This window comes from Pseudoalteromonas phenolica (assembly GCF_005876835.1).
In the GTDB taxonomy this organism is placed as follows: Bacteria; Pseudomonadota; Gammaproteobacteria; order Enterobacterales; family Alteromonadaceae; genus Pseudoalteromonas; species Pseudoalteromonas phenolica_B.
In genome coordinates this window covers 84022-108487 of the sequence record NZ_PPSW01000001.1, presented here as the reverse complement: position 1 = coordinate 108487, position 24466 = coordinate 84022, and the positions used below count along the sequence as shown (strand labels likewise).

General features: G+C 43.3%; 23 protein-coding genes. 12 read left to right on the top strand and 11 right to left on the bottom strand.

Features of this window, described 5'->3' with window-relative positions:
- Positions 1–10: 10 nt before the first annotated feature.
- Positions 11–892: an ABC transporter ATP-binding protein gene (locus C1E24_RS00435; RefSeq protein WP_138477738.1), complete on the bottom strand. Its 882-nt coding sequence runs from the start codon at positions 890–892 to the stop codon at positions 11–13.
- A 142-nt stretch (positions 893–1034) separates the two neighbouring features.
- Between C1E24_RS00435 and C1E24_RS00430 the strand changes: the two genes are divergently transcribed.
- Complete coding sequence (locus tag C1E24_RS00430; RefSeq protein ID WP_058031312.1) at positions 1035–1712, top strand: nitroreductase family protein; 678 nt, start codon at positions 1035–1037, stop codon at positions 1710–1712.
- A 67-nt stretch (positions 1713–1779) separates the two neighbouring features.
- On the opposite strand, the gene C1E24_RS00425 is transcribed toward C1E24_RS00430, so the two are convergent.
- Genes C1E24_RS00425 through C1E24_RS00415 form a run of 3 tightly spaced genes read right to left on the bottom strand, consistent with a single transcriptional unit; the run spans position 1780 to position 6414 of the window.
- Positions 1780–2838: an efflux RND transporter periplasmic adaptor subunit gene (locus C1E24_RS00425; RefSeq protein ID WP_138477736.1), complete on the bottom strand. Its 1059-nt coding sequence runs from the start codon at positions 2836–2838 to the stop codon at positions 1780–1782.
- Positions 2822–6112, bottom strand: a complete 3291-nt coding sequence (locus C1E24_RS00420) for an efflux RND transporter permease subunit (RefSeq protein WP_138477734.1) — start codon at positions 6110–6112, stop codon at positions 2822–2824. Before C1E24_RS00420 ends, C1E24_RS00425 begins: the two co-directional genes overlap by 17 nt.
- Complete coding sequence (locus tag C1E24_RS00415; RefSeq protein WP_138477732.1) at positions 6112–6414, bottom strand: ArsR/SmtB family transcription factor; 303 nt, start codon at positions 6412–6414, stop codon at positions 6112–6114. Before C1E24_RS00415 ends, C1E24_RS00420 begins: the two co-directional genes overlap by 1 nt.
- A gap of 127 nt (positions 6415–6541) precedes the next feature.
- Between C1E24_RS00415 and C1E24_RS00410 the strand changes: the two genes are divergently transcribed.
- From C1E24_RS00410 to C1E24_RS00390, 6 genes are all read left to right on the top strand, one after another.
- Positions 6542–6730 carry a YgaP family membrane protein gene (locus C1E24_RS00410; protein ID WP_138477730.1) on the top strand — a complete coding sequence of 63 codons (189 nt, stop codon included), beginning with the start codon at positions 6542–6544 and terminating at the stop codon, positions 6728–6730.
- Between the two features lie 4 nt (positions 6731–6734).
- Positions 6735–7079: a rhodanese-like domain-containing protein gene (locus C1E24_RS00405; RefSeq protein WP_138477728.1), complete on the top strand. Its 345-nt coding sequence runs from the start codon at positions 6735–6737 to the stop codon at positions 7077–7079.
- Positions 7080–7306: 227 nt separating this feature from the next.
- Positions 7307–7738, top strand: a complete 432-nt coding sequence (locus C1E24_RS00400) for a hypothetical protein (RefSeq protein WP_138477726.1) — start codon at positions 7307–7309, stop codon at positions 7736–7738.
- A 9-nt stretch (positions 7739–7747) separates the two neighbouring features.
- A complete protein-coding gene (locus C1E24_RS00395) occupies positions 7748–8068 on the top strand; it encodes a helix-turn-helix domain-containing protein (RefSeq protein ID WP_138477724.1) in 321 nt (106 codons plus the stop codon).
- A gap of 42 nt (positions 8069–8110) precedes the next feature.
- Complete coding sequence (locus tag C1E24_RS20875) at positions 8111–8275, top strand: hypothetical protein (RefSeq protein ID WP_171040709.1); 165 nt, start codon at positions 8111–8113, stop codon at positions 8273–8275.
- Between the two features lie 32 nt (positions 8276–8307).
- A complete protein-coding gene (locus tag C1E24_RS00390) occupies positions 8308–8673 on the top strand; it encodes a nuclear transport factor 2 family protein (RefSeq protein WP_138477722.1) in 366 nt (121 codons plus the stop codon).
- A 3-nt stretch (positions 8674–8676) separates the two neighbouring features.
- Here C1E24_RS00390 and C1E24_RS00385 read toward each other — a convergent pair whose 3' ends face one another.
- The 5 genes from C1E24_RS00385 to speA form a co-directional block, all read right to left on the bottom strand.
- Entirely contained in the window at positions 8677–9459 is a 783-nt protein-coding gene (locus tag C1E24_RS00385; protein WP_240721906.1) for a substrate-binding periplasmic protein, read from the bottom strand.
- Positions 9460–9726: 267 nt separating this feature from the next.
- On the bottom strand, positions 9727–10902 hold the full coding sequence (locus C1E24_RS00380; protein ID WP_138477720.1) for a mechanosensitive ion channel family protein: 1176 nt from the start codon (positions 10900–10902) through the stop codon (positions 9727–9729).
- Positions 10899–11798: an acyltransferase gene (locus C1E24_RS00375; RefSeq protein WP_138477899.1), complete on the bottom strand. Its 900-nt coding sequence runs from the start codon at positions 11796–11798 to the stop codon at positions 10899–10901. Before C1E24_RS00375 ends, C1E24_RS00380 begins: the two co-directional genes overlap by 4 nt.
- 30 nt (positions 11799–11828) lie before the next feature.
- On the bottom strand, positions 11829–12695 hold the full coding sequence (locus C1E24_RS00370) for an acyltransferase (RefSeq protein ID WP_138477718.1): 867 nt from the start codon (positions 12693–12695) through the stop codon (positions 11829–11831).
- Positions 12696–12807: 112 nt separating this feature from the next.
- The gene (gene speA / locus C1E24_RS00365; RefSeq protein WP_138477716.1) at positions 12808–14688 is read right to left on the bottom strand and encodes a biosynthetic arginine decarboxylase; all 1881 of its coding nucleotides are present in this window, start codon (positions 14686–14688) and stop codon (positions 12808–12810) included.
- A gap of 310 nt (positions 14689–14998) precedes the next feature.
- Here speA and speE point away from each other — a divergent pair, with 310 nt between their 5' ends.
- Positions 14999–15859: a polyamine aminopropyltransferase gene (gene speE, locus C1E24_RS00360; RefSeq protein ID WP_138477714.1), complete on the top strand. Its 861-nt coding sequence runs from the start codon at positions 14999–15001 to the stop codon at positions 15857–15859.
- A 69-nt stretch (positions 15860–15928) separates the two neighbouring features.
- Here speE and C1E24_RS00355 read toward each other — a convergent pair whose 3' ends face one another.
- On the bottom strand, positions 15929–17878 hold the full coding sequence (locus C1E24_RS00355) for an alpha/beta hydrolase family protein (RefSeq protein WP_138477712.1): 1950 nt from the start codon (positions 17876–17878) through the stop codon (positions 15929–15931).
- A gap of 360 nt (positions 17879–18238) precedes the next feature.
- Positions 18239–20008 (bottom strand): DUF885 domain-containing protein, encoded by a 1770-nt coding sequence (locus C1E24_RS00350; protein WP_138477710.1) that lies wholly within the window; start codon positions 20006–20008, stop codon positions 18239–18241.
- A 319-nt stretch (positions 20009–20327) separates the two neighbouring features.
- Between C1E24_RS00350 and C1E24_RS00345 the strand changes: the two genes are divergently transcribed.
- The 4 genes from C1E24_RS00345 (at position 20328) to ubiB (ending at position 24411) form a co-directional block, all read left to right on the top strand.
- Positions 20328–21311 carry a GGDEF domain-containing protein gene (locus C1E24_RS00345; RefSeq protein ID WP_138477897.1) on the top strand — a complete coding sequence of 328 codons (984 nt, stop codon included), beginning with the start codon at positions 20328–20330 and terminating at the stop codon, positions 21309–21311.
- A 121-nt stretch (positions 21312–21432) separates the two neighbouring features.
- Positions 21433–22188, top strand: a complete 756-nt coding sequence (gene ubiE / locus C1E24_RS00340; RefSeq protein ID WP_138477708.1) for a bifunctional demethylmenaquinone methyltransferase/2-methoxy-6-polyprenyl-1,4-benzoquinol methylase UbiE — start codon at positions 21433–21435, stop codon at positions 22186–22188.
- Between the two features lie 8 nt (positions 22189–22196).
- On the top strand, positions 22197–22799 hold the full coding sequence (locus C1E24_RS00335) for a ubiquinone biosynthesis accessory factor UbiJ (protein WP_138477706.1): 603 nt from the start codon (positions 22197–22199) through the stop codon (positions 22797–22799).
- Between the two features lie 10 nt (positions 22800–22809).
- Entirely contained in the window at positions 22810–24411 is a 1602-nt protein-coding gene (ubiB, locus tag C1E24_RS00330; protein WP_138477704.1) for a ubiquinone biosynthesis regulatory protein kinase UbiB, read from the top strand.
- The last annotated feature ends 55 nt before the right edge of the window (positions 24412–24466 follow it).

Below are 24466 nucleotides of genomic sequence, written 5' to 3'. Positions count from 1 at the left end.
CGCCTACTCCTTATGCAGCTTGGCTATTGCGGTGTTGATGCAATGTCGAGAAATACACATCTTCTAAATCAGCAGGCACGGCATTAAAACCTTCTGGTGCTTCATCAGCAAATACATTCAGCAAAGTATTACCTGCAAATAAGCGTTTAGAAATAACCGGTAAGACGGCTTCTAACTCTTTTGCTTCAGCTAGGCTCACCGACTTACGCCAGATCTTACCTTGTAGCTGCTCGGTTAAATCAATCGGGTTACCTTCAAGCAAGATTTGACCACTTGCCAATACCGCCATATTTGGGCACAGCTCAGACACATCTTCTACTATGTGCGTCGATAAGATAATGACCTTACTTTCACCTAAACCCACTAATAGATTGTGGAATCGGTTACGCTCTTCTGGGTCAAGACCCGCGGTTGGTTCGTCGACAATAAGTAAGTCAGGGTCGCCAAGTAGTGCTTGCGCAATACCAAAACGCTGACGCATACCACCAGAGAAGCCACTTACAGCATTTTTACGGTGGTCATATAAATTGGTTTGGGCCAGTAAGCCTTCAACCGCTTCTTTACGTTCTGCTTTATTATTTAAGCCTTTTAGCACTGCCATATGATCAAGTAAGTCATAGGCACTGACGCGTGGATAAACACCGAAGTCTTGTGGTAAATACCCTAAACGCTCACGCAACGCCTTTGGCTGTTCGAGTACGTTAATCCCATCAAACTCAATACTGCCCGAGTCAGCGGATTGTAATGTTGCAATTGTACGCATAAGTGAAGACTTACCTGCGCCATTTGGCCCCAGTAATCCATACATACCTTTTGGAATATCTAAATTCACCCCGCGTAACGCGTGAACGCCATTGTCATATGTTTTTGAAAGCCCAGTTATTTTAAGCATTTACATTCCCTTTTATTGAACAAATAAGCAACGCTGTTATAGCAGCTTTACATTAAAGGTACAATTAATACCCTGCTAACAATTGCAATAATTTGTAAACACTGAAACACTAGCGACAATTAAGAATATCAAGGGGATGAACATGCAAGACCATGCAAACCGACCGCTAAGCGACTTTATTGAATACCCACAAGACGAGATGCTGAGCCGCGCTGAAAGCTTTTTAGACAACTGTAAGCGTCGCCACTCAATTCGCAGTTTTAGTGACCGTCCTGTACCAAAAGAAATCATCGAAGCCTGTATTAAAACCGCAGGCACAGCGCCAAGTGGTGCCAATCACCAGCCTTGGCATTTTGTTGCCATCCACTCAGCCGATGTCAAAAAGCAAATTCGCCAAGCAGCGGAAGATCTAGAGCGCTCTTTTTATGAAGGTCGAGCAGGTGAAGAATGGCTAGATGCCCTAAAGCCATTAGGCACAGATGCACAAAAACCGTACCTTGAGCACGCACCTTGGTTAATTGCCGTGTTCAGTCAAAAGAAAGGTGGTATTCACACTGAAGATAAGAACACCAACTACTATGTGCATGAGTCTGTGGGTTTAGCGACTGGGTTCTTAATTCAAGCATTACATAATGCGGGCTTAGCAACACTGACTCACACGCCAAAACCGATGAGCTTCTTAACCGATATTTGTGGCCGTGACCGCGATAATGAGCGCCCTTATATGTTGTTGATTGCGGGTTACCCGAGTGAAGATGCGACCGTGCCAGAGCACGCTTTAGTGAAGAAACCAATCGAAGAGATTGCGACGTTTTTATAAAAAACGCGCTCTAAGAAAAAGGCCACATTAAAATATGTGGCTTTTTCTTATGTAACCGTTCCGTCAATTATATCGCAGGCTTCAATGCGATTTTCTCGCCCGCTTCTAACCCAGCCAGTACTTGCACGTCACTGTTATTTACGGCTTCACCTAACCGAACATAGCGCTTTTGCAATTGTCCTTGCTCAACCACTTCAACCATGGTCAATTGCCCATAGCGTTTCACCAGTTTACGAGGGATCACAATGGTGACTTGCTCTTCACCCGGCAAAAAGACTTGTGCATACATGCCCGGTTTGACTTCTTTGGCAAAACCGATATCAAGTTTGATGGCAAAACGACGCGCTTGTTTATCGGCAACCGGGACAATTTCGCTGATTTGCGCATACTCGGTTAGACCAACGGCAGGCACAAACACGTTTAACTTATCGCCAACTCGTAAAAACGCAGCTTGTTGTTCTCGCACCGGCGTGTGAACTTGTAGCTTAGTCGGGTTATACAAAGACACAATCGCCATACCTGGGCTTAGCATAGTACCAGGCTCTTGTAAGCGCTCTACCACTTTGCCATCAATTGGCGCATGAATTTTGGTGTATCCCAAGGCAACTTGTGTGCCTTCAAACTGCTGAACCAAAGCCGCCGACTGCGCTTCTAGCTCGTTCACTTTGGTTTGCCATTCATCGACCTGATTTTGTGCCACAAGCCCTTGGGCTTTTAGCGCAACCACGCGCTCTAATTGCTTTTTAGCTTGTGTAAGCTGGGCGTCATTGGCGCTTTGCTGAGCCTTAACTTGCTGAACTTGTGCTTTTAAGTCAGCATCTTCAAGGGTGGCGATTAACTGCCCCGCCGATACAGTATCGCCCGCACGTACATGTAAGGTTTTTAGCTGTGCCAGCACACGACTCGACACGCGCGTATTAAACTTGGCATCGACGCTGCCGCTGACGACTTCAGCGCTTTTTACAGCTTGCAAACTCACGGTATGAGTTTGACCATTATACTCTTCAGCAAGGGCTTTTGTGCCCGCGGGCATTTTTTCGTTAAACACCCCAGCCATGGCCGCAATCGCAATCGCTAACACGCCCATCGCCGCACTGATCCCTGCAATTTTAGTTTCTTGTTGCATCTTGCTGCCCCTGTTGCTCGGTTGATTTGAAAACTAAGAAATACACCACTGGCACCACTAACAACGAGAAAATCGTTGAAGCGATAATGCCAAACATAATGGCCAAAGCCAGTCCGCTAAATACGGGGTCGAGTATGATCACCGCATTCCCCAATAAAGTCGTGCCTGCGGTGAGTAGCACTGGGCGCATACGCACTTCACCTGCCCGTATCAAGGCCGCTTTTAATGCCATGCCTTCTGCTCGAGCCTGATTGATAAACTCAACTAAAATAAGTGAGTTACGAATTACAATACCTGCCAGCGCTATCATGCCGATCATGGCCGTGGCGGTGAATAAAATGGGTTCTGGCGCACCCGCTATCATGCGCTCCCCAAACTGATTAAGCGCCCAAAAGCCCGGCATAATGCCAATCATGGTTAACGGAATGGCCGACATAATTATCAGCGCTAAGCGGTTCGAGCCCGTTTGCATACGCAATATGACAAATATCGCCGTGAGGGCAAAAGCAAAGGCAATACCCATATCTCTAAACACATCAACGGTAATGCGCCACTCACCTTCGCCACCAAAGCTATAGCTGGTGTCTGTAGGCATTTGCCACCCTTGTGTGCCGCCTGAGCTTAAGAAAGTGCGTGTTTGCCAAGGTTGGTAGTTTTCCTCAGTGCGATTTTCATCTGCAACCACATCGGCGATGACTTCAGCAGGCGTGCGGCCATTTAACTCCGCCATCACATACACAACCGTTTGCAGATCTTTGCGCATAATCGGCTGTTCAACATGATGTTGTTGCCACTGACCAAGTTCAGACAGTGCAACCAAAGGTCGTGCCGCACTATCAAGGCCATAGTCATTGGCGACTTTACTTAAAGCCTGTTGACCAGTTAACTGCACGGCCGCCAAAGACTGCCATTGATTGCGCCCTTCATAGGGTACTTGTAGCTGCACTGGAACGGGCATGGCTTCATGGGGGGTATACAGCACACCCGCAGGCATACCCTGACTGGCTATTTGTAGGGTTTGGCTAATATCTTGAGTGCTAATACCTGATAACGCGGCTTTTTCTTTATTAGTCACAAAACGCGCCAAAGGGGCGAGCTCAGCAATAGAGGTGTCGACTTCAACCACATGGGGCTCTTTTGCTAAACGTTTCGCAAGTGTATTTGCCGCCTCATGATGTACTTGTGCTTCAACAAATGGGTCGGCGATGACTTCGGCCACTAAGGTGTTTAACACTGGCGGACCCGGTGGCACTTCGACCACTTTGACCTTGATGCCATTTTGATTGAAGGCAGCCAGCGCCTGACGTAAACGCAATACCAGACCATGAGATTGATGGTCGCGCTCGGTTTTATCGTTAAGTAATACGCGCAAATCAGCAAGATGCGGGGCATGACGTCGATAATAACCGCGCACCATACCATTAAAGTCCATACTCGAAGGTTGACCGACATAAGCGGCAACCGCTGTGATTTCGTTAAGCTGCCACGCGGCTTGTTGTACTTGTCGTGCCACCAAGCTGGTTTGCTCCAGCGAACTCCCCTCTGGTAGCTCAACTAATATTTGCACTTCATTCTTGTTATCAAACGGCAGCAACTTAAGCGGCACCGCCCTAAATAATGGTAAACTAGCACTCAACATAAACAGCACCAATACCGACCACAGCAACCACTTTGCTTTCTTATTCGAGTCTAATAGCGGCATCACTAATTTGCTATAAAGACTCTTGCCCTCACCGATTTCTGGCTCTTCGATTTCATGCCCTTTAAGCAGCTTTTTAGCAAGCCAAGGTGTGACAAAAAACGCCACTACTGTCGAAACCACCACACTTACTGGCACATTAAAAGCCATCGGGGCCATATAAGGGCCCATCATGCCGGTGATAAATGCCATCGGCACAAACGCAACGGCGATCGTTAACGTCGACATCAACAACGCCACTTTAATCTCACTCATCGCACCAAGAATGCGCTTGCTTGACGAGTCTGATTTCTTACCATGTTTTAAGAAACGGCTGATGTTATCGACGCCCGTGATTGGATCATCAACCAATAAACCTAAAGACAAGATCAAAGCGAATAAGGTGACGCGGTTAATGGTATATCCAAAGGCAAAATCTAGTGCCAGCGTAATGCCATAACAAATAGGCACAGCTAAGCCGACCACAATGGCTGGGCGCCATCCTAGAAAGACTCCGACAAATACCACCACAGTAAAGACCGCAAAGGCCAAACTCGCAGTGAGATTATTTACTTTCTCATTGGCCGTTTCGCCATAGTTGCGCAGTACTTTGAAATCGACTTCAGCAGGGAGTAAATCGGCTTTAAGTTGCGCCATTTTTGCCAGTGTTTGTTCGGCTACTGCCACGGCGTTACTGCCTTTTTGCTTGGCAACGCTAATGGTGACAAGAGGCAAATCTTGCTGAGTATCATCAATGGCCAACCACTGATATTGATTTGGCTCGCTTGGGCCATCGGTGACTGTTGCAACATCTTTTAATAATACTTGCTGACCGTTTACGACATTCACCGGCAGACTCGCCACTTGCATTACATCACGAAGTACATCACCCGCTTGAAGTTGAATTTGTTGTTTGCCCGTAACCAGATGACCGACTTGCTGCAATTGATTCGACACTTGCAGTGCATGTAATACATCTAAAGGCGTGGTTTGGTGTGCTGACAGCGCACTGATGTCTAAATCGACTTGCACTTGACGGGTGCGACCTGCGATCACCTCAATGGCACTGGTATTAGGAATTTGTTGCAGATGGTTGGATAGCTCTTGAGCAAAGCGCGTGAGTTCGTAGTCGCCATATAAACGGGGGTCTTGTGAGTACAAGCCCAACATTAAAATTGGTACATCATCCACTTCAATAGGTTTGATCTGCCAATTACTGATCACCGGTGCCATCTGCTCTTGGTGTGCATAAAGCTTGCTGTAGGTATTGAGAATGGCGTTTTCTCTGTCTTCACCAACATGAAAGCGCAGCGTCACAACCGCTTGCCCTGTTTGTGTAGTAGAGTAAACGTGCTCAACACCGGGGATTTGTAGTAATAACTTTTCGAGTGGCTCAGTGACCAAACGCACGACTTCAGGGGCACCTATGTTTGGGGCCTGCACATGAATGTCGAGCATTGGCACCACAATTTGTGGCTCTTCTTCACGCGGTGTAAACTGTAAGGCCATAGCCCCCACTACCAGCGATAAGAACAAGATCACTATGGGAATACGACCTTGTAAGCTTGCCGAAATGGCTTTGTCGAATACCATCATTATTCACCCGGTTGGCAAAAGAGTTGATAAAGCTGCTGCAAAATCGCCTCAACCTTAGGATCGGTAAGACGATAGTAAATTGTTTGCGCATCTCGACGTGTGGCAACACATTCGGCTTTTCTCAGAGCGGCTAAATGCTGAGAAAGTGCTGATTGCGCTAAAGGCACTGATTCATTTAACTGCGTCACACTCATTTCACCTTGCAACAAGCTGCATAAAATCATCAGGCGGTTTTTATTCGCCATCATTTTTAATAATTGCTCTGCTTGCTCTGCGTTATGCGCCATATCTTCAATTTGCATACATGTCCCCATGGTCGATTTGCAACAAGTATAAACCATATATTAGAAAAGTCTAATATTAGAACTTGCTAATTTAGGTTTTTCTAATAAGATAAAAAGGAAGTCTTTTAAATCTCTGAGGTGAGCTATGACTATGCATCCTTTACTGCGCTTAATTGCCGGCACTATGGTGTTAATTTCTTTACTGTTAACCTATTTCGTACACGAAAACTTTGTGTGGTTTACGGTATTTATTGCTATAAATTTAATTCAATCATCTTTCACGCTTTGGTGTCCGATGATCACTTTTTTAAAACGACTCGGTATTAAGGAATAGTTCAATGTTGACTCCTGTTCAAGATGTATTAAAAACAGTTCGTCCTAACCAGCGCTGCATTACCGCTGAACAAGCAAAACAAGAGATTCAAGACAATGAAGGCGTACTTGTTGATGTGCGCGAGCCTCAAGAGCACGCGCAAAAAGCAGCAACCGGTGCCATCAATGTGCCACGCGGTTTACTAGAATTTAAATTACCTGAAATCGTGAAAGATGCCGCAAAACCCATTTATGTGCATTGCGCTGCAGGCGGCCGTGCGGTATTTGCCGCAGAGCAACTAACTCGCATTGGCTATCAAAATGTGACGGTGATCACCTGTAAAGCCGACGATATTTGCAATATTTTCTAACCTTTTGCGCTTTGCTCTCTGTGCAAAGCGCTCTTTCACTCTGCCACCACACTGTCACACCTCTCCTTAAAAATATTTTTATTATTATATAAATTAACAAGTTAGAAAGTATGACACTCACTGTCTTATGACAAAAAAGGCACTGACATATTGCTGTCGGCGCTTTATACTGGCGTACCTAATATGCTTATCCCAACTTAATCAAAACAACTAAGGGAATATGCACCATGACTCATAGCATCAACAACGAAGAAAAAACACTACCTAAGAAACTGCCTTTTGAACTTTATTTTCAAGATGGGAATAACCAAATCGCCTGTAAAGCCAATTTCTTAAACGGCAAAGAATATGTCTATATCAATGATGAATTGATTTCTGAAAAACGTAACTTAGGCTATAAAAGTAAGCATAACTTTGAATATGAAGGCGATAACTGGACTGTTGTCTTTGACGTTATCAATATGCTCACTTCTGAAACCGAATGCCTGGTATTAAAAGGTAAAAAAATAGTTGGCAGAAAAGCATTAAAACCATTTGAACAAAACCCAAAACTTATGATGAAGGCATTTGCCACCTTCTTTTGTTACGGCCTAGTCTTTGGTGCTGCTTTCGCTGCGGTAGGTTACTTCATTGGTCGCTGGTTTGGCGGTTCGCTTTAGGAGACTGTCATGCAACTAAATCCAAAAACCATAAAACAGCTTAGAGATGACAAAAATTGGACCCAACAGTCATTGGCAGATGCATGTGGCTTGAGCCTTCGTACTATTCAACGGGTTGAAAAAGAAGGCGTTGCCAGCCGTGAAACCATGATGAGCTTGTGTGCAGTATTCGAAGTAAAGCAGTCATTTCTGATCAATCTCGATGATGTTGAAGAAACCAATGGCAACCAAACTACAGTAAATATGAAACTACATTTAATAATGTTAGGTGCTGCGGCCCTACTTGGTGGGCTTGTGGGCGCAGGTATTTTGTATTTATTCATTGCTTAAACAGACCTGTACAGTAACCATCAATATATAAAGGAGTAGATCATGGACAGAATCATCATGAGCTATTACACAAGCAGCTTGTTATTGACTACGGTTGGGACTTTGCTAAGCATCCAGACGCCACCTTTTTATGCTGACATCATTATTTTGTGTGCCGCTTTAGTGTTTGCCGTAACTGGTACACTAAAAACGAGAAAAGACATTTAGCCTAAACCTGACACCTTAATTCTGAGGATCTCATGACAGACATTGAGCTGACTACCATTGCCATCGTTGATAAACAACTCGACGCCTATAACAACCGTGATATCGACGCCTTTGCTGCGACATATCATGATGATGTTGAAATTCATGCCTTCCCTGGTGGCTTACAATATCAGGGTAAAGATAAGCTGATTGAACGATATGGTCAGAAGTTCGCCTCTTTGAAATATCTTAATGCCAGTTCACTAAAACGCATGGTAGAGGGCAATATTTTGGTGGACCACGAACTGGCTGAATCAGCCAGTGAAGATGCAAATATAATAGACAGCAGCGTAACCGTGATAGCCGCTTATGAGGTGATTGACGGCCTTATTAAACGCGTGACTTTTATGGGCCGCTGATGGTTACTCTTTGATTAAAGCTGATGGAATAGCCGGTAACTGGTATGGGGCAACCAATTTATTGAGTTGTCCTGATTTAGCCAGCTTTATCATTTTTCTTTGCAGCTTTATTGCTAACGGCGTTTTTGCAAAGCGTTGGCTAAACGCCATATGACCATAGATGTTGTTGGTATGGCGATAATTCACTTTCTTTAATTGCTCAAATGGCTGGTTCAATGTTCTCATCGCCACTTCTGCGGTTTCTTCAACCGACAACACTAAATCAACCCGCCCTTTCAGTAGTAAATCAAACGCCACATGCTCAGAATTCACTTGCACTCGATTAAGTGTTTTATCTTCATCAAACTCTTTGTAATAAGCACCTCCGCGCATTACCGCAATACGTTTGCCATGTAACTCATCAAAGTTGTTCACTTCAATATCGCTGTTTTTATTCGCATAAAAAACAAAAGAAGAAGACAAGACCATGTAAGGTGGTTGCACAAATGCCATGGTTTGTTCACGGCGATTGGTTTTAATCAGGCCGCCCATGACATCAACCTGCCCTTGGGCAAGCATACGTACACAACGAGAAAACGGACATGGGACGGGTTTAATTTTGTAGTCTGGGTGAGCGTCTTTCAGTAATTCTGAGACAATATCGATGATCAAGCCTTGGCTTTCACCTTGACTATCTATTTCACTAAAAGGGGGGGCGTGGTCAATAGCCACATGTATGGTGTGATCAGCCCAAGCTACTCGGGCAAACAACAAGAAAAAAACTGTGATAGCTGTATATTTCGTCAAATCAAATTACCTCTATTCACCTCCCTATTGCTTTGCGTGATTTCTAACTCCGTATCAAATGCCACAAAAAAACTATACTACTTCGTATAGCGCAACAGGCGCACTGTACCATATGCACAGTTCAAATTATGCACTTTATGACAATTTTTTTACGACTCAATATGCTAAAAAATTATATCAACCGACTCTTTAAATAAGTGGTCAATTCAATCATTTTTAAGAACACACCCGCTTTCAAACAATTATAAGTATTAGCAAGGCATTAAGTTAGTCAAGTTTTAACTGGCCCGTGACTGCTTGGAAAGGTCTTAGCTCAAAATCAGCTAACTTAGCAACCAAGTACTCGATAACCTCAGCTTGCAATTGTTCATAAGGCACCCACTGAGTGTTGCTACTAAAGCAATACACTTCTAACCCCAGACCTTTTTCACTGGGTGCTAAAGAGCGTACCATAAGCACACACTCTTTACTGACTTTAGGGTGAGTTCTTAAATAATGCTCAGCATATTTACGGAACACAGACACATTACTCAGGGGTTGACCTGCGTCTATCTCAAAACCTAATTCGTTCGCTTTGCTGGTAATCTGTTCTTCTGACCAAGTTTGCAAGCTGTGCATATCAATATAGATTGGGCGCTTTATCCGTCTGCCCGACGATTGCTGCATCGCACGCCAATTCTTAAATGAGTCTGAGATAAGCTGATAGGTAGGGATAGTCGTTATGGTGTTATCCCAGTTACGCACACGTACGGTATTCAACCCTAAATCAAGTACTTCGCCGTCTGCGCCAAAAGCATCGACCTGGATCCAATCACCAATGCTCACCAGACGATTGGCTGCTATTTGAATGCTCGCCACTAGGCCTAAAATGGTGTCTTTAAAAACCAATAGCGTGACCGCCGCAATGGCACCAAAACCCGACAAAATATAAGTTGGTGATTTATCAATTAACAGGCTGATTGATAAAATGGCACAAACGATAAAGGTGATTAATTTAGCAACCTGCACTAGGCCTTGGATCGGCACTTCTTTGGCAAACTTCAGTTGCTGATAAATGCCATGACCCAAATTAATAAAGGCACTAAACAGCAAACCCGAAATAATCACTAACAGAATTTGCCCCACCACTTTGCCAATGGCAAATAGCCACTCTGGTGCAACAAATACCCGCTCAAAAAAGCCTAAAAACAGCACACAGCAAATGAGTGCCGAAAGACGTCCTGATAGCTTACTAAGTTGTGGACTCAACTGCCCAATACGACTAGGAGAGAAGCGCGTAATCAAATTCTGTAGACTAGGTAAGACCAATCGACGAGTCACTAAGTACAACAAGCAAAGTGCACATAAACCAATCAGGTTTGCCACGGTATGGGTCAACCACTGTGACGCCATTGAGCTATCAAACCAAGGCTCTATCAGTTGCGTCAAATGTATGTCTGTCATAGTTGCGAAGCTTCCTTCTCTGTCGCGCTACTACTGGTTTGCTGAGCTGATAATATATCTATCTGCGTGTCTTTTTTCTGCCATTGTGCGTTTAGGTACTGCTGAAAAGTGACGCGATAGGCTTTATCTTGTTGATAATCACCCTGCGGTACTTGCGCTAATGGCACAAAATCTAGCTTAACATCAATGGCTGATAATTTGCCTAACATAAAGCTTTGAAAAATGTTCTGGCTGTCTGAATGGTAAACAAGAGTGGTGCTGATCAAGCCATCTAACTGCTCAGCCAATACTTGAAGAGCGAAGGCCGTGCCGCCTGCTTTTGGCTTCAAGAGATTCTTAAAGGGCGAACTCTGTCTGTTATGCTTTTTAGTGGTAAAACGCGTTCCTTCAGCAAAATTAATCACTGTTGTAGGATGATGTTTAAAGTTCTTACAGCTTTTTTGTGTGCGCGCCACGTCCATGCCCTTTAGCTTGGGGTTTTTCGCGATTTGTGCTTTGCTTGCTCGCTTCATAAATGGCATACCTAAAGCCCAAGCACCAGAGCCAATCAGCGGCACATATTTTAATTCGTCTTTTAAGAAAAATTTGGGTGCAGGCAAGGCATCGATTGCTGTGAGAACAATGATATCTAACCAACTAATATGATTTGCAACAAGTAAATACCAACCCTGCGCATTCACTTGAGGTGCGATATCTGTCGAAAACTGCACGCCACTGAGTTTGAGCGCAAAGTAATTGCCACGACACCAGCATTGATAAAAACCATGCAGCGCATGAGAAACCAGCGCCAAGGGCACTAACAATTTCACCAGCCCAAGTAAAAAGATCAGCGTGCCCCACAATGCGGTATTAAGCACTAAAACTGCTGTAGCAACTGTTCCTCTAATTAATTGCATTACATTTACTAGCACACGCATCTCCAAAGCCTATTTCAGCTTTTCTAATTGAGCGTCTTTTTGTTCCCAAAGCGTATTAAGCTCCGCTTGAAACTGCACTCTAAACTGATTATCACCGCTGTAGTCGCCAATCAGTTTGTCATCGACGCCTTGTGTTTCTACATGGACTTGCACACGCTTCATTTTACCTGAGGCAAAATCCATAAAAGTCGGTATACCATCTGGATAATGAATGGTGACATTCACGATTTGATTGATTTGCTCGCCCATAGCTTGCATTACAAAGGCGATGCCGCCTGCTTTAGGCTTAAGTAAATTCTTAAACGGGCTTTTCTGACGCGTATGCTTATCCGTAGTAAAACGTGTGCCTTCGACAAAATTAACTACGCTCACTGGCATGGTTTTAAATTTTTCACAGGCTTTGCGCGTGGTCTCTATATCTTTGCCTTTAAGCTTGGGGTTCTTCTTTAACTGGCTTTTACTGCTACGCGTCATAAATGGAAAATCCAGCGCCCACCAAGCGATGCCCAAAAATGGCACATACAATAACTCTTTCTTTAAAAAGAAATTTAAGAATGGAATTCGGTTATGTAGTACGCGTTGCAGCACTAAGATATCCACCCAACTTTGGTGATTAGCAATCACCAGATACCAGTCTTTACGCTTTAACGTATCTAGCCCAGTTAGCTCTATTTTATAAGGAGTGAAAAGGTTTTGGATAAGGCTATTACAGGCAACCCAATTGCTGGCGCAGCCTTTGGCTAACGCGCCAAATAAGGTCTGTAGTGGTTTTATTGGGATCAGCTTGATCACCCCAAAAGCAAAAATTGGGACACACCAAAACAAGGTGTTCAAACAATAGAATAATAAACTAAAGATACTGCGAAAAAACGACATGAATGACTTCCTTTACCACAACACAAGTATGGCGATATACCTTATATCGCCATATAGCGTGTGAATAATACCGTTTTTTACGCAAACACAAAAGCGGAGGCTAAAACTCGCACTAGTCTTCGAAGTACGTATAGCCCTCAAGACCCGCTTGTAGTTCAGCTAAATACTGCTGTTTTTGCGACTCAGGAATAGTCAGCCCAGATACTAGTTGCTGGAAGTTCTCTGCAAGCGAGCTAGGCTCATAATGCACAAACTTCAATACATCAGTGACGCTATCACCCTTAATGGCATTGGTTAACTGGTAACCGCTTTCGGTCATTTCAACATGTACTGAGTCGGTATCACCAAATAAATTATGTAAATCACCTAAGATCTCTTGATATGCGCCGACCATAAACATCGCTATATGATATTGGTCGCCAGTATTATATTGCGGAATTGGCAAACTCGCTTCGATGCCGGTCCCTTCAACATATTCTCTGATCTGACCGTCAGAGTCACAGGTAATATCTTGAATGATTGCGCGTTGAGTCAATGGCGTATGCAAGTTTTCAATTGGCATCACAGGGAATAGCTGTTGAATACCCCACACATCTGGCAGCGATTGGAATAAAGAGAAGTTAACAAATAGCTTATCGGCCAGCTTTTCATTTAAGTCATCTAACACTTCGCGATGCGCACGCGATTTGCTATCTAACGCACTGCGCACTTTATGTAGAATCGTAAAGTATAGCTGCTCGATTTGTGCCCACTGCAACATACTCACTAAGCCATGCACATACTGACCATGCGCTTCGCTGAATAAATGCATTGCATCATGGTAGCTTTCAAGTGCCATACGCGGCGACACTTGCTGATAGACACCATATAGCTCTTGCAGAATAGCGTGCGCATCGGGTTCAGGTTGACTTACTTCAACCTGATTAGGGGCTGTTTCAACATCAATCACATCTGTGATCAATACCGCGTGATGTGCTGTCAGTGCTCGGCCAGATTCTGTGATAATTGCAGGCTGCATTAAGCCATGTTGCTCACATACATCCGCAAATGCTGACACCACGTTCTTCGCATATTCATCAACCGTGTAGTTCATAGAACAAGCACTACGTGAGCCAGAGCCCTCATAGTCAACACCTAAACCACCGCCTACATCAACGGTGCAAAGTGGCACGCCTATTTTAGAAAGCTCAGCAAAGTGGCGGGCACATTCAATCAGCGCACGTTGAATATCACGAATATTGGCAATTTGCGAGCCGATATGAAAATGCACCAACTGCATTAAGTGCAACTTGCCCGCGGCTTTTAGCATCTCTACTGCTTCAAGCACCTGACCTGCTGTAAGACCGAACTTGCCTTTTTCGCCACCGGTATTTTGCCATTTGCCTTTACCAACCGAATTGAGGCGAATGCGAATACCAATCGCAGGCTCAATGCCTAAGTCATCAATTTCTTTCAATAAAGTGGTTAATTCAGACAGTTTTTCGACCACGATATTTACGTGATGACCCAGCGCTTGACCAATACATGCCAAACGTAAAAACTCACTATCTTTGTAGCCGTTACACACGATTTTAATCGGTTGTTTTGCAAGTCCTAAAATAGCCATCAGCTCAGGTTTCGAACCTGCCTCTAAGCCCACTTTACCACTTGGATGAGCAAGCAGCTTACTTACGACCGAGCGCTGCTGATTTACTTTTATTGGATAAACGCACGTGTAGTCGCCCTGATACCCTTTATGTTCGCATGCTTTTGCAAACGCATTAGTCATGGTATCGACTCTGTCTTGCAGAATGTCGGTGAAACGAACCAGCACAGGTAAAGTTAAACCTTGTGCTTTAAATTCTTCAGTTAATTGTGTAAAAGAGATCGGTGCCTTACTTTGGCACTTATCAGGAAATGCAACCAGCTCACCCTGCTCGTTGATATCGAAATAGCCATCGCTCCAATGGGCTACGTTATATGTTGCTCGCGCGGTATCTAAACCCCAAGTCATCTCGACCTCTTAAACAAACTAGCAAAACATGCATTTTAATATGCAGTTTGCGCATTTGCGACTGTATTTTTACTCATTTTGCTCAGTTGCAGCTAAGCTATAAGATAACACTCTATTTTTAACGCTACCACGTATAGAAATAGGTGTTTTTAGTTGCAGTTCACAGTAATACGGCACAAATTAAAAATGGAAAACACAGGGGAAGATTGAAGTATAAAAAACTGCCCCAACATCATTAAATAAAGATTGAGCATAAACTCAGGCGCTGGCAAAATGCGCCGTTAACAATTTACAGTGTGATTTAATTCTTATGTCGAATTTAGAAGCAAACCGTTGGTTTACCGAGATCAGTGATCGCGATGGCAGTGCGTTCTCTTTACGCATTAATAAAAAGCTTGATGAAATTCAGTCTCCTTTCCAAAAAGTTGAGATGTTTGAAACAACTGATTTTGGTAACCTGATGATCATCGATGGTTGTACTATGGTAAGTACTCGTGAAAACTTCTTTTATCACGAGATGATGAGCCACCCAGCGCTATTCTCACACTCTGCACCTAAAAATGTCGTGATCATTGGTGGTGGTGACTGCGGTACATTACGTGAAGTACTGAAACACCCTGGTGTTGAAACAGTAAGGCAAATCGACATAGACGAAGTAGTGACTCAAATGTCACTGAAGTATTTCCCTGAATTATGTGAGTCAAATAACGACCCTCGTGCAACTGTGATGTTTGATGATGGCATCAAGTACATGCGTGAAGCGACACCAGAGTCAATTGATGTGATCATTGTTGATGGCACAGATCCTGTGGGCCCTGGTGAAGGTTTATTTAACCACGCTTTCTATACAAGCTGTTTAAATGCACTGCGCCCAGGCGGCATCATGATCCAGCAAAGTGAATCTCCACTGATGCATATGCCACTGCTATTAGAAATGCGCGATGCAATGAAAGACGTCGGCTTTACAGATTTACAAACACTGCCTTTCCCACAACCAATCTACCCAAGCGGTTTATGGTCGGCAACTATGGCGCGTAAAGGTGAACAGTTCGCTGGTTTCCGTGAGCAAGATGTAGAAACTGCAACTTTCGATACTGAATATTACAATGTCGGTATTCATCATGGCGCATTGGCAACGCCTAACTTTATGAAGCGAGCGTTCGAAAAGTAATAGCCAGCATTGCAGCAATAAAAAAGCCCGATTAACTCGGGCCTTTTTATGTGTTTTGCTAATTCGAAATTAAAGCACTAAGTGCTCATCAAGAAACGCTAATACACGCTTGTAGTAATCGGCTCTATGCTCCGGCTTATAAAAACCATGTCCTTCATTTTCTAATAACATGTATTCATAAGGATGCTTCGCTTTCTTTAAAGCATCAACCAAAGATTCAGCTTGTTCAATCGGCGCTCGCTCGTCATCACCACCATGTACAATAAGCACTGGTGCTTTTAATTTGTCGATATTATAAGAAGGCGAGTAAGCTTTAAGCTTTGCTTCATCTGTACCCAACACTTGAGTTAGATATCTTTGACCAGAACTGCGCTCTGCAACATCACCCTCTTCAAACATCAATGGCAGGTCATAAACACCTACAACACCAATCGCGCACTTAAACATATCTGGCTCAATAATCGAACTTTGTAGTGCTGAGTAGCCACCAAAACTGGCGCCCATGATGCACATATTTTTAGGATCTGCGTAGCCTTGTTCAATCACATACTTAGTCGCATCTATGATGTCATGCTGAATTGCTGACCCCCACTTTTGGTGACCTGCATGTTCAAATGCACGACCATATCCACCTGAACCTCTGAAGTTCACTTTTAAAACGGCGATGCCACGATTGGCAAGCAACTGTGCATCTGAGTCAAAGCCCCACCAATCTCTCGGACCATGTGGACCACCATGAGGCATTACTACTAGTGGTAGATTTTTAGCTTCTTTATTGAAAGGCAAAGTAAGATAACCATGAATTTCAAGGCCGTCTCTCGCTTTAAATGAAACAGGCTTAGTTTCTGCCATCAAACGATGGTCAATACCTTCCTTTGTATTAAATAAAAACTGTAACTGATTTTTATCAGCATGATACAAATAGTAAGTACCCGGATTAATATCACTACGAGCAAGAACAATAGACTTAGTCGCATCAACCGTTGTACTGACCAGATGAATTTGCTCGCCTGGCAAAGACTGTATTAAGTCTTTTAAACGTTGAGTCATTTTTGCCGTGTTATCAACAAAGGCATAAGTTGGGTAACCGGGCTCTAGCTCTACAGCAAAAAGCTCATGATTGACATTATCAACCCATAATTTCTTAGGTGAAACTTCTTGGTCTTGAAGTAATTTTTTCACCTTGCCAGACCCTAGGTTTAATTCAAAAACGCCCTCTGCTTCTCCCGATTCAGACGCTGTGATGTAGATCTTTTTGCCACTACCATCAAATGCATGCAGACTAATGTCTGTAAGATTTGCATTGAGCTTAAACTCTCTCCAATCATCTTTATTGTTATCTCTAATGTGAATGGTTTGATTTATGTAATCATCTGTCGACAACGACACTCTCACATGTCCTTGATTGTCAGTTAGGAAGGCGGCCATTCTTGAAGGAGAGCGGGTAATTCTTTTTCGCACACCCGTTTTCACATTGACCCTATAAACAACGGTTGCGGGCTCTTTGCTGGCACTCCACGGGATCGTGTAAACCAACATATATTTTTCGTCATTGACTAATGGGTCTAAAATGTATGAAGTGCCGTATAAAGGCGTCGCTTTTTTCAGACGAGAGCCTGTTTGCATCTCGCCTTGATAACCAACCAAGTATTTACCACCCGAGCCATCTGCATCGATACCAAAAATCTCGCCATAATATAAAGGATGGTCAGTCCAACCTTTTAGATATAACTTCTGAAGTGCTAAACGCTCATCATTAACCCACTCGTAGTAGCCGACTTCAGAATTGCCACTAAACCTAACTAGATTAATGATTTTATTAGTAGCTAACTCTATAACCACAAGGCTATCTCGGCCCTCTACTTCAGAAGTAAAACTTAAGTACTCCCCAGTCGGCGAGAGCCTAACTTGGGAATACTTTGATCCAGCACTAAATGCCTCTATTGGTATTTGCTTTGCAGCGATTGACTGCCCAAATAACAACAGTAATATCAATGTCCCATAAATTACTTTTTTCATTTGATATTCATTCCTTTTAAAAAATATCAGTTTACCATTAAAGTTTTTGTATTCAAATTGTAAACAAATATGTCATTATTAATTTCATTTTTTTCGAAGTAGAGCACCGCTTATTCTTAACCATCAGCAAACTTCATTTAGGCTAAACCTGAAAAGCACTCATAGTTAATACCAATGCTCAATCATTTTGAGGGATTAAAACTCAAATTTAGTGGTGTTAGAAGAGATTAAATAGCTTTGTGAATTACTAGATTTTGGACTGACTAGTCATTAAGGTAAGTACTCTATGCTGTGTAACAACAAAGTCATCATTAAAAAGGCCCTAGTAGAAATATAGGGCCTTCATATAAAGGTGAATAACTAAGATTGTGCCAATGTATCGTTTATGTATTGATTGATCTGTTCTTCTAATACAAATAGCGGTACTGAACCGTGACGTAGAATTTGGTGGTGGAACTCACGAATATCAAATTTGTCACCTAAGCGCGTTTCAGCTTCTTTACGCAAACGCTTAATCGTCAACTCACCAATTTTGTAAGACAATGCCTGCCCTGACCATGAAATGTAGCGATCGGTTTCGGTTTTTACGTTATGTAACGATAAAGCCGTATTATCTTGCATAAACTTCATTGCTCTATCTCGGCTCCAACCAAACATATGCATACCAGTATCAACCACTAAACGCGCTGCGCGCCACATTTCGTAAGTTAAACGACCAAAGTTACTGTATGGGTCTTGGTAAAAGCCCGCTTCTAGACCTAAATATTCAGAATATAAGCCCCAACCTTCACCAAATGCTGAGATATAGGCATTACGGCGGTAACTTGGTAAGTAGTCTAGCTCTGCGTTTAAAGCGATTTGTAAGTGATGGCCTGGTACTGCTTCATGCAGTGTTAACGCTTCTAAAACATATAGTGGGCGCTTATCAAGTGCATAAGTATTTACCCAATAAAAGCCTGCTTCATCGTCTTTACGTGCACCTGAATAACGGCCCGTTGTGTATTTAGGCGCAATGCTCGCTGGTACTGGGGCAACACCGTATGGACGACGTGGCAATGTGTGGAACAACTTAGGCAGTTGTGCATCCATTTTTTTAGCAATGAAAGAGGCTTCTTTTAACAGCTGTTCTGGCGTTGTGGCATAAAACTGCGGATCGGTACGTAAGAAGTGCACAAACTCAGCGAAGCTACCTTCAAAGCCTACTTGCTTGATGATTTGCTCCATTTCTGAACGGATTCTGGCGACCTCTTGCAAACCTAGCTCATGGATTGCCTCTGGGGTCATATCCGTAGTGGTGTAATGCTTAGCGCGATTAGCATAGAAGGCTTTGCCATTCGGTGTACTGCTAATACCAATCTCTTCACGCGCTGCTGGACGATATTCCGTTGTGAAGAATGTGAAGTAGTTCTGGTATGCAGGAATAACCGACTCTGACAAGACTTGTTTCGCCTGTGCCTGCAAAGCCTGCCATTCAGCATTATTTAATTTCGCAGTATTTGCTTTAAATGGTGCAAAAAACTCAGATTCTTCGATATTTTCAGGAATATAAGCAGAAATCGACTCTTCATAGCCAACAAGCACGGCCTGTGGCTGAGTTAAGCCGACTTTTATCCCTTCTTTCATCCAAGCAATATTTTGCTGAAAAAATCGAGGGACTTGTGAAAGACGTTTTAGATATAACTCAAAGCCAGCCTTCTTACTGAAATCATGGCCCCGAACCATAAATGAGAGACTTGAATGAAATCCATACTCAGAAGTCAACGGCATGTAATGTGCGTTAAACTGGTATTCGTCGACCTTATTCTGCACCTGAGCACGAATAATGGTGTGATTGATTTGATTTTCACTACTTAATCGCGACACATCAATGCGGTCTAACTGCGCTAAAAAGTTGACTCGTTGTTTATTTTGCTCTGCCAACGCGGTCGCTGATAAGTTTGGCAATAAATACTCCGCATTTAAACCTTGGCGAGAATAAGGGCTAATTTCACCGCGATAAGTTTCTATTTGCTGAGTTAGTTGCGTGAACTGAGTGTCTAAAGACTGACTAGTAAGTTGGCAGCCCGATAGCGCTAAAGTGACCGAAAGGACACAGGCACTTAACAAGCGAGTTGGTCGAACATTTTTCACTTTTTTTATCCTGTAACTGATTTATCACTACCTTATAGACTCTAAAAGCACTGATGCAATAAATTGCGACCAGCTTAAACAAACAGCAAGCTCGGTCCTCACTTTGCTCCCAAGTTGGAAACTCATACTTTTTGCTCGTATTTCAATCAAAAAATCCCTCTTATCTTTATATTTGCTGCTTTGAGGCATTTTTTCCTTTGCAAAAAACCAGAAAAAAAGTAGTCTGGGACAGTTGTGATGGATCACAGTGTTTCATAGGGAGGTTGCTAATATTTTGTTTGATTTAGTATGCGGTAGTAACATCATGTTTCATGATCCAATGGTAGTAGCTCAAGAGAAAATGACTAAGGTCTGCGTGTTCTTAGAGCAGCATCATTTACCTCCAACTCCGCTCAATTACCAAGTCGCTTACACTTACATTAGCAAGTCTCATAACGAACTCAATCAAACCTTAGACTATGCCATCAGGCAGGGTCACAACATTGATAGCATCTTTATCGAACAGCTATACTTTGAACACCTGAACCGCAACCATGACATGGAAGCAAACATGCTGAAAAACGTCGATGGTGTGGTAACAAACCTTGCTAATTCAGCACAACAATCTCAGCGTAGTATTACCAATTTTGCAGAGCAAGTAAGCGTTTGCGTCAACAGTCTAGATGAACATAATATCGCAAAGACCAAACATGCATTGAGTCAGTTGGCCAAGCATACTGATGTTATTCTTCAGCAGCATAAAAAGTTCAAAGAAACACTTCAGAAAACCCGCTTAATGCATCGTGAGGCTAGACAGCAACTTACTAAGCTTCGTAAAGAACAACTGATTGATGTGCAAACGGGTTTGTATAAACGCCATTACTTAAATCAACAAGCGCAACTGTGGATCACACAAGATAAACCTCTGTGTGCTATCTCCATTCAGATCAATAACCTGCATGAGTTTTCTGAAGACTTTGGTGACCTAGTTAGTGAAGTCGTGTTAAACCGTGTGGCGAAAAAGATCCAAAAGTATGTGTTTGAAAGTGGTTTACCAGGTCGCACTGCAAAAGATGAGTTCGTCGTATTGATGTCGGACATTGAACCGGAAACCGCGAATATCATCGCTGAAAAGATCCGCGTCGGTGTAGAAAAGCTTAAATTTGTCAGCTCAAAAAGTGATAAAAACCTACCAAAAGTAGACTTATCTTTCGGCATTGCCAAACGCAACGACGAAGAGAACTTCAATGCCCTAGCGCGCAAAGCAACACATGCAGCACATAAGGCACATTCTCTAAGGCAATCCGCCTTTATTGCCCTGTAACAAACAAAGCCTAAATTTACAGAAACAAGCGCAAATTCATCTGTTATAAATTGCACCTCTTAGCCGCAATCAAGTACACTATGGCTTGAAAATTCAATGCCAAACAATTAGAGAAGCAAAGATGAAAGAGTCGCAACACAATACCACTGACTTTGGTTACAAAACCGTTGATCGCGAAGCAAAAGCCTCTATGGTTGCCGATGTATTCCATTCCGTTGCGGCCAAATATGACATCATGAACGATCTTATGTCGTTTGGTATTCACCGCCTTTGGAAACGCCAAGCCATTGCTTGTGCAGGTGTACGTAAAGGCCATCGCGTTTTAGACCTAGCAGGCGGTACTGGTGACTTAACGGCAAAGTTCAGCCAGTTGGTTGGCGATACAGGTCAAGTTATCTTAGGCGACATTAACAACTCTATGCTAAAAGTGGGCCGTGACAAACTGCGTGATTTAGGCTTAGTGAGCAACATTGAATATGTGCAAATGAATGCCGAGGCACTGCCATTCCCAGATAACAGTGTTGATGTGATCACCATCGCATTTGGTTTACGTAACGTTACAGACAAAGACGCAGCACTTCGCTCTATGTACCGCATTCTTAAGCCGGGCGGTCGTTTACTGGTATTAGAATTTTCTAAAACAGATAATGAAGCGCTTTCGAAGCTATATGATTTCTATTCTTTCAATATTTTGCCAAACATGGGCAAATTGGTTGCCAATGACAGCGAATCTTACCGCTACCTTGCGGAATCTATTCGTATGCACCCAGATCAAGAAACACTTAAAGGCATGATGGAAAACGCGGGCTTCGAACAAGCAACGTATCAAAATATGACAGGTGGCATCGTCGCATTGCACCGAGGCTTTAAGTACTAGGAACAACTATGCTGACGACGCTTGCTTGCGCAGCCATTGAAAATGCGCTTAATCTGCTTTTAGACAAAGAGCCTAGCTTAAAACTAGCGCTTGATCAGGTTAAGCATCAAACCTTTGCCGTCGAGATTAGGGACTGGCATACGACCTATGCGCTCACTTTCACTGGTAGACAGTTTATGCTGTTCAACAACTACCAAGAGCAAGCTGAGTGTAAGATTAGTGCACACTTAGAGACCTTACCTGAGCTCAAAGATCCCAGTGTCATGACACAACTTATTCGTCAGGACAAACTGGACTTAGAAGGTGACTTGCACTTAGCACAGGCATATAGCGGTGCTTTTGCCAAGTTAGACATTGATTGGGCTGAACATCTATCCGCTTACATCGGAGATGCCCCAGCACAACTCATCGTCGAAAAAGGCCAACAAACCAAAGCGTGTTTAAGTCACAGTGCCACAACCTTTGTCGGCACTTTCACGCAACTTATGCAAGATGAGCTGAAAGTTGCGATTCACCCATTAGAATTGCAACAGTTTAAACAACATACACGCGCTATAAAACAACATGCTGCGCAACTCGAACAACGTATTGAACAACTTTTAAATCGCTAAGGGAGCTATTTTGTCTGCATCGCGTTTGTATCATATTACAAAAACCCTTCTGCAATACGGCCTTGACGACCTCATACCGAAAGACAAATTCCCTTGGTTTGCAAAAGCCGCCAGAAATAGCTTATTTTGGCTGCAAAATCAGCATAAAGATAAACCTCTGGGGTATCGCCTTCGCCTAGCCCTACAGTCTCTTGGCCCAGTTTGGATCAAGTTTGGGCAAATGCTGTCTACACGTCGTGACTTGCTGCCTGATGATATCGCCCGCGAACTAGCCCTACTGCAAGACAAAGTAGAGCCGTTTGAAGGCCACAAGGCACAAGAACTCATTGAGCAAGCGTTAGAGATTAATAGCATCGATGCGCTTTTTGCTAATTTTGAGCAAACCCCGTTGGCGTCTGCATCAATTGCCCAAGTACACACTGCAACCCTAGAACTTGAGTCAGGTACTCAGGATGTCGTCATAAAAGTCATTCGCCCTGATATCGAAAAACAAATTCATGCCGACTTATCTTTAATGGGGCAAGTTGCCAAAGTCATCGTCAAGTTTATTGGTGAATCACGCCGTCTTCGTCCCGTTGAAGTAGTGAAAGAGTATCGTAAAACTTTATTAGATGAACTCGACCTGCAACGTGAAGGGGCAAATGCCCTGCAACTAAGACGCAACTTCTTAGACTCTGACGCACTATATATTCCTGAGGTATTCAGCGATTACTCACGCAAAAATGTACTGGTAATGGAACGCATATACGGCATTCCTGTATCAGATATTGACGCCCTTGAAGCTCAAAATACCAATTTAAAATTACTCGCTGAACGTGGCGTTGAAGTCTTTTTCACCCAAGTATTCAGAGACAGCTTTTTCCATGCCGATATGCACCCTGGTAATATCTTTGTCTCTCGTGAACACCCTGAAAACCCAAAATATATTGGCATCGACTGCGGCATCGTTGGCACCCTGAATAAAGAAGACAAGCGCTATTTAGCAGAAAACTTTATTGCCTTCTTTAACCGCGACTATCGCCAAGTTGCGCAGTTACATGTTGATTCGGGCTGGGTGCCCGCCGATACTTGCGTTGAGGAGTTTGAGTTTGCCATTCGTACGGTGTGCGAGCCCATTTTCAATAAACCCCTAGCTGAGATTTCATTTGGCCATGTGTTGGTTAATCTATTTAACACGGCACGTCGTTTTAATATGGAAGTACAACCACAGCTGGTATTGCTGCAAAAAACCTTATTGTATGTTGAAGGGTTAGGTCGACAGCTCTATCCACAGCTCGATCTTTGGCAAACAGCGAAACCTTTCTTAGAAAATTGGGTCAAAGAACAAGTGGGCCCTGTCTCAGTATTGAAACAAATGTATGCTAACTTACCATTCTGGGCAGAAAAGATGCCTGAACTACCAGATTTAATCTATCAAAATCTGAAACAAAAAAAGCAGCATACCGTGCAGCCTGTAGTAAGCTCTCAAAAGCCTATTTTATTGGGAATGCTGGCTTCTAGCTTGTTAATTGTGTCTGGTCTCAGCTTTTTAGCAACACAGACAACCTTGAGCACCATTACCTTAATTGCATCAATCGGCGCGTTTCTAGCGGCGTGGCGTAAAACAGGGTGATATTTTGCTCACTGAGCGTATAATCAACTTTTATTTAATCTTTCATACGGAGTCA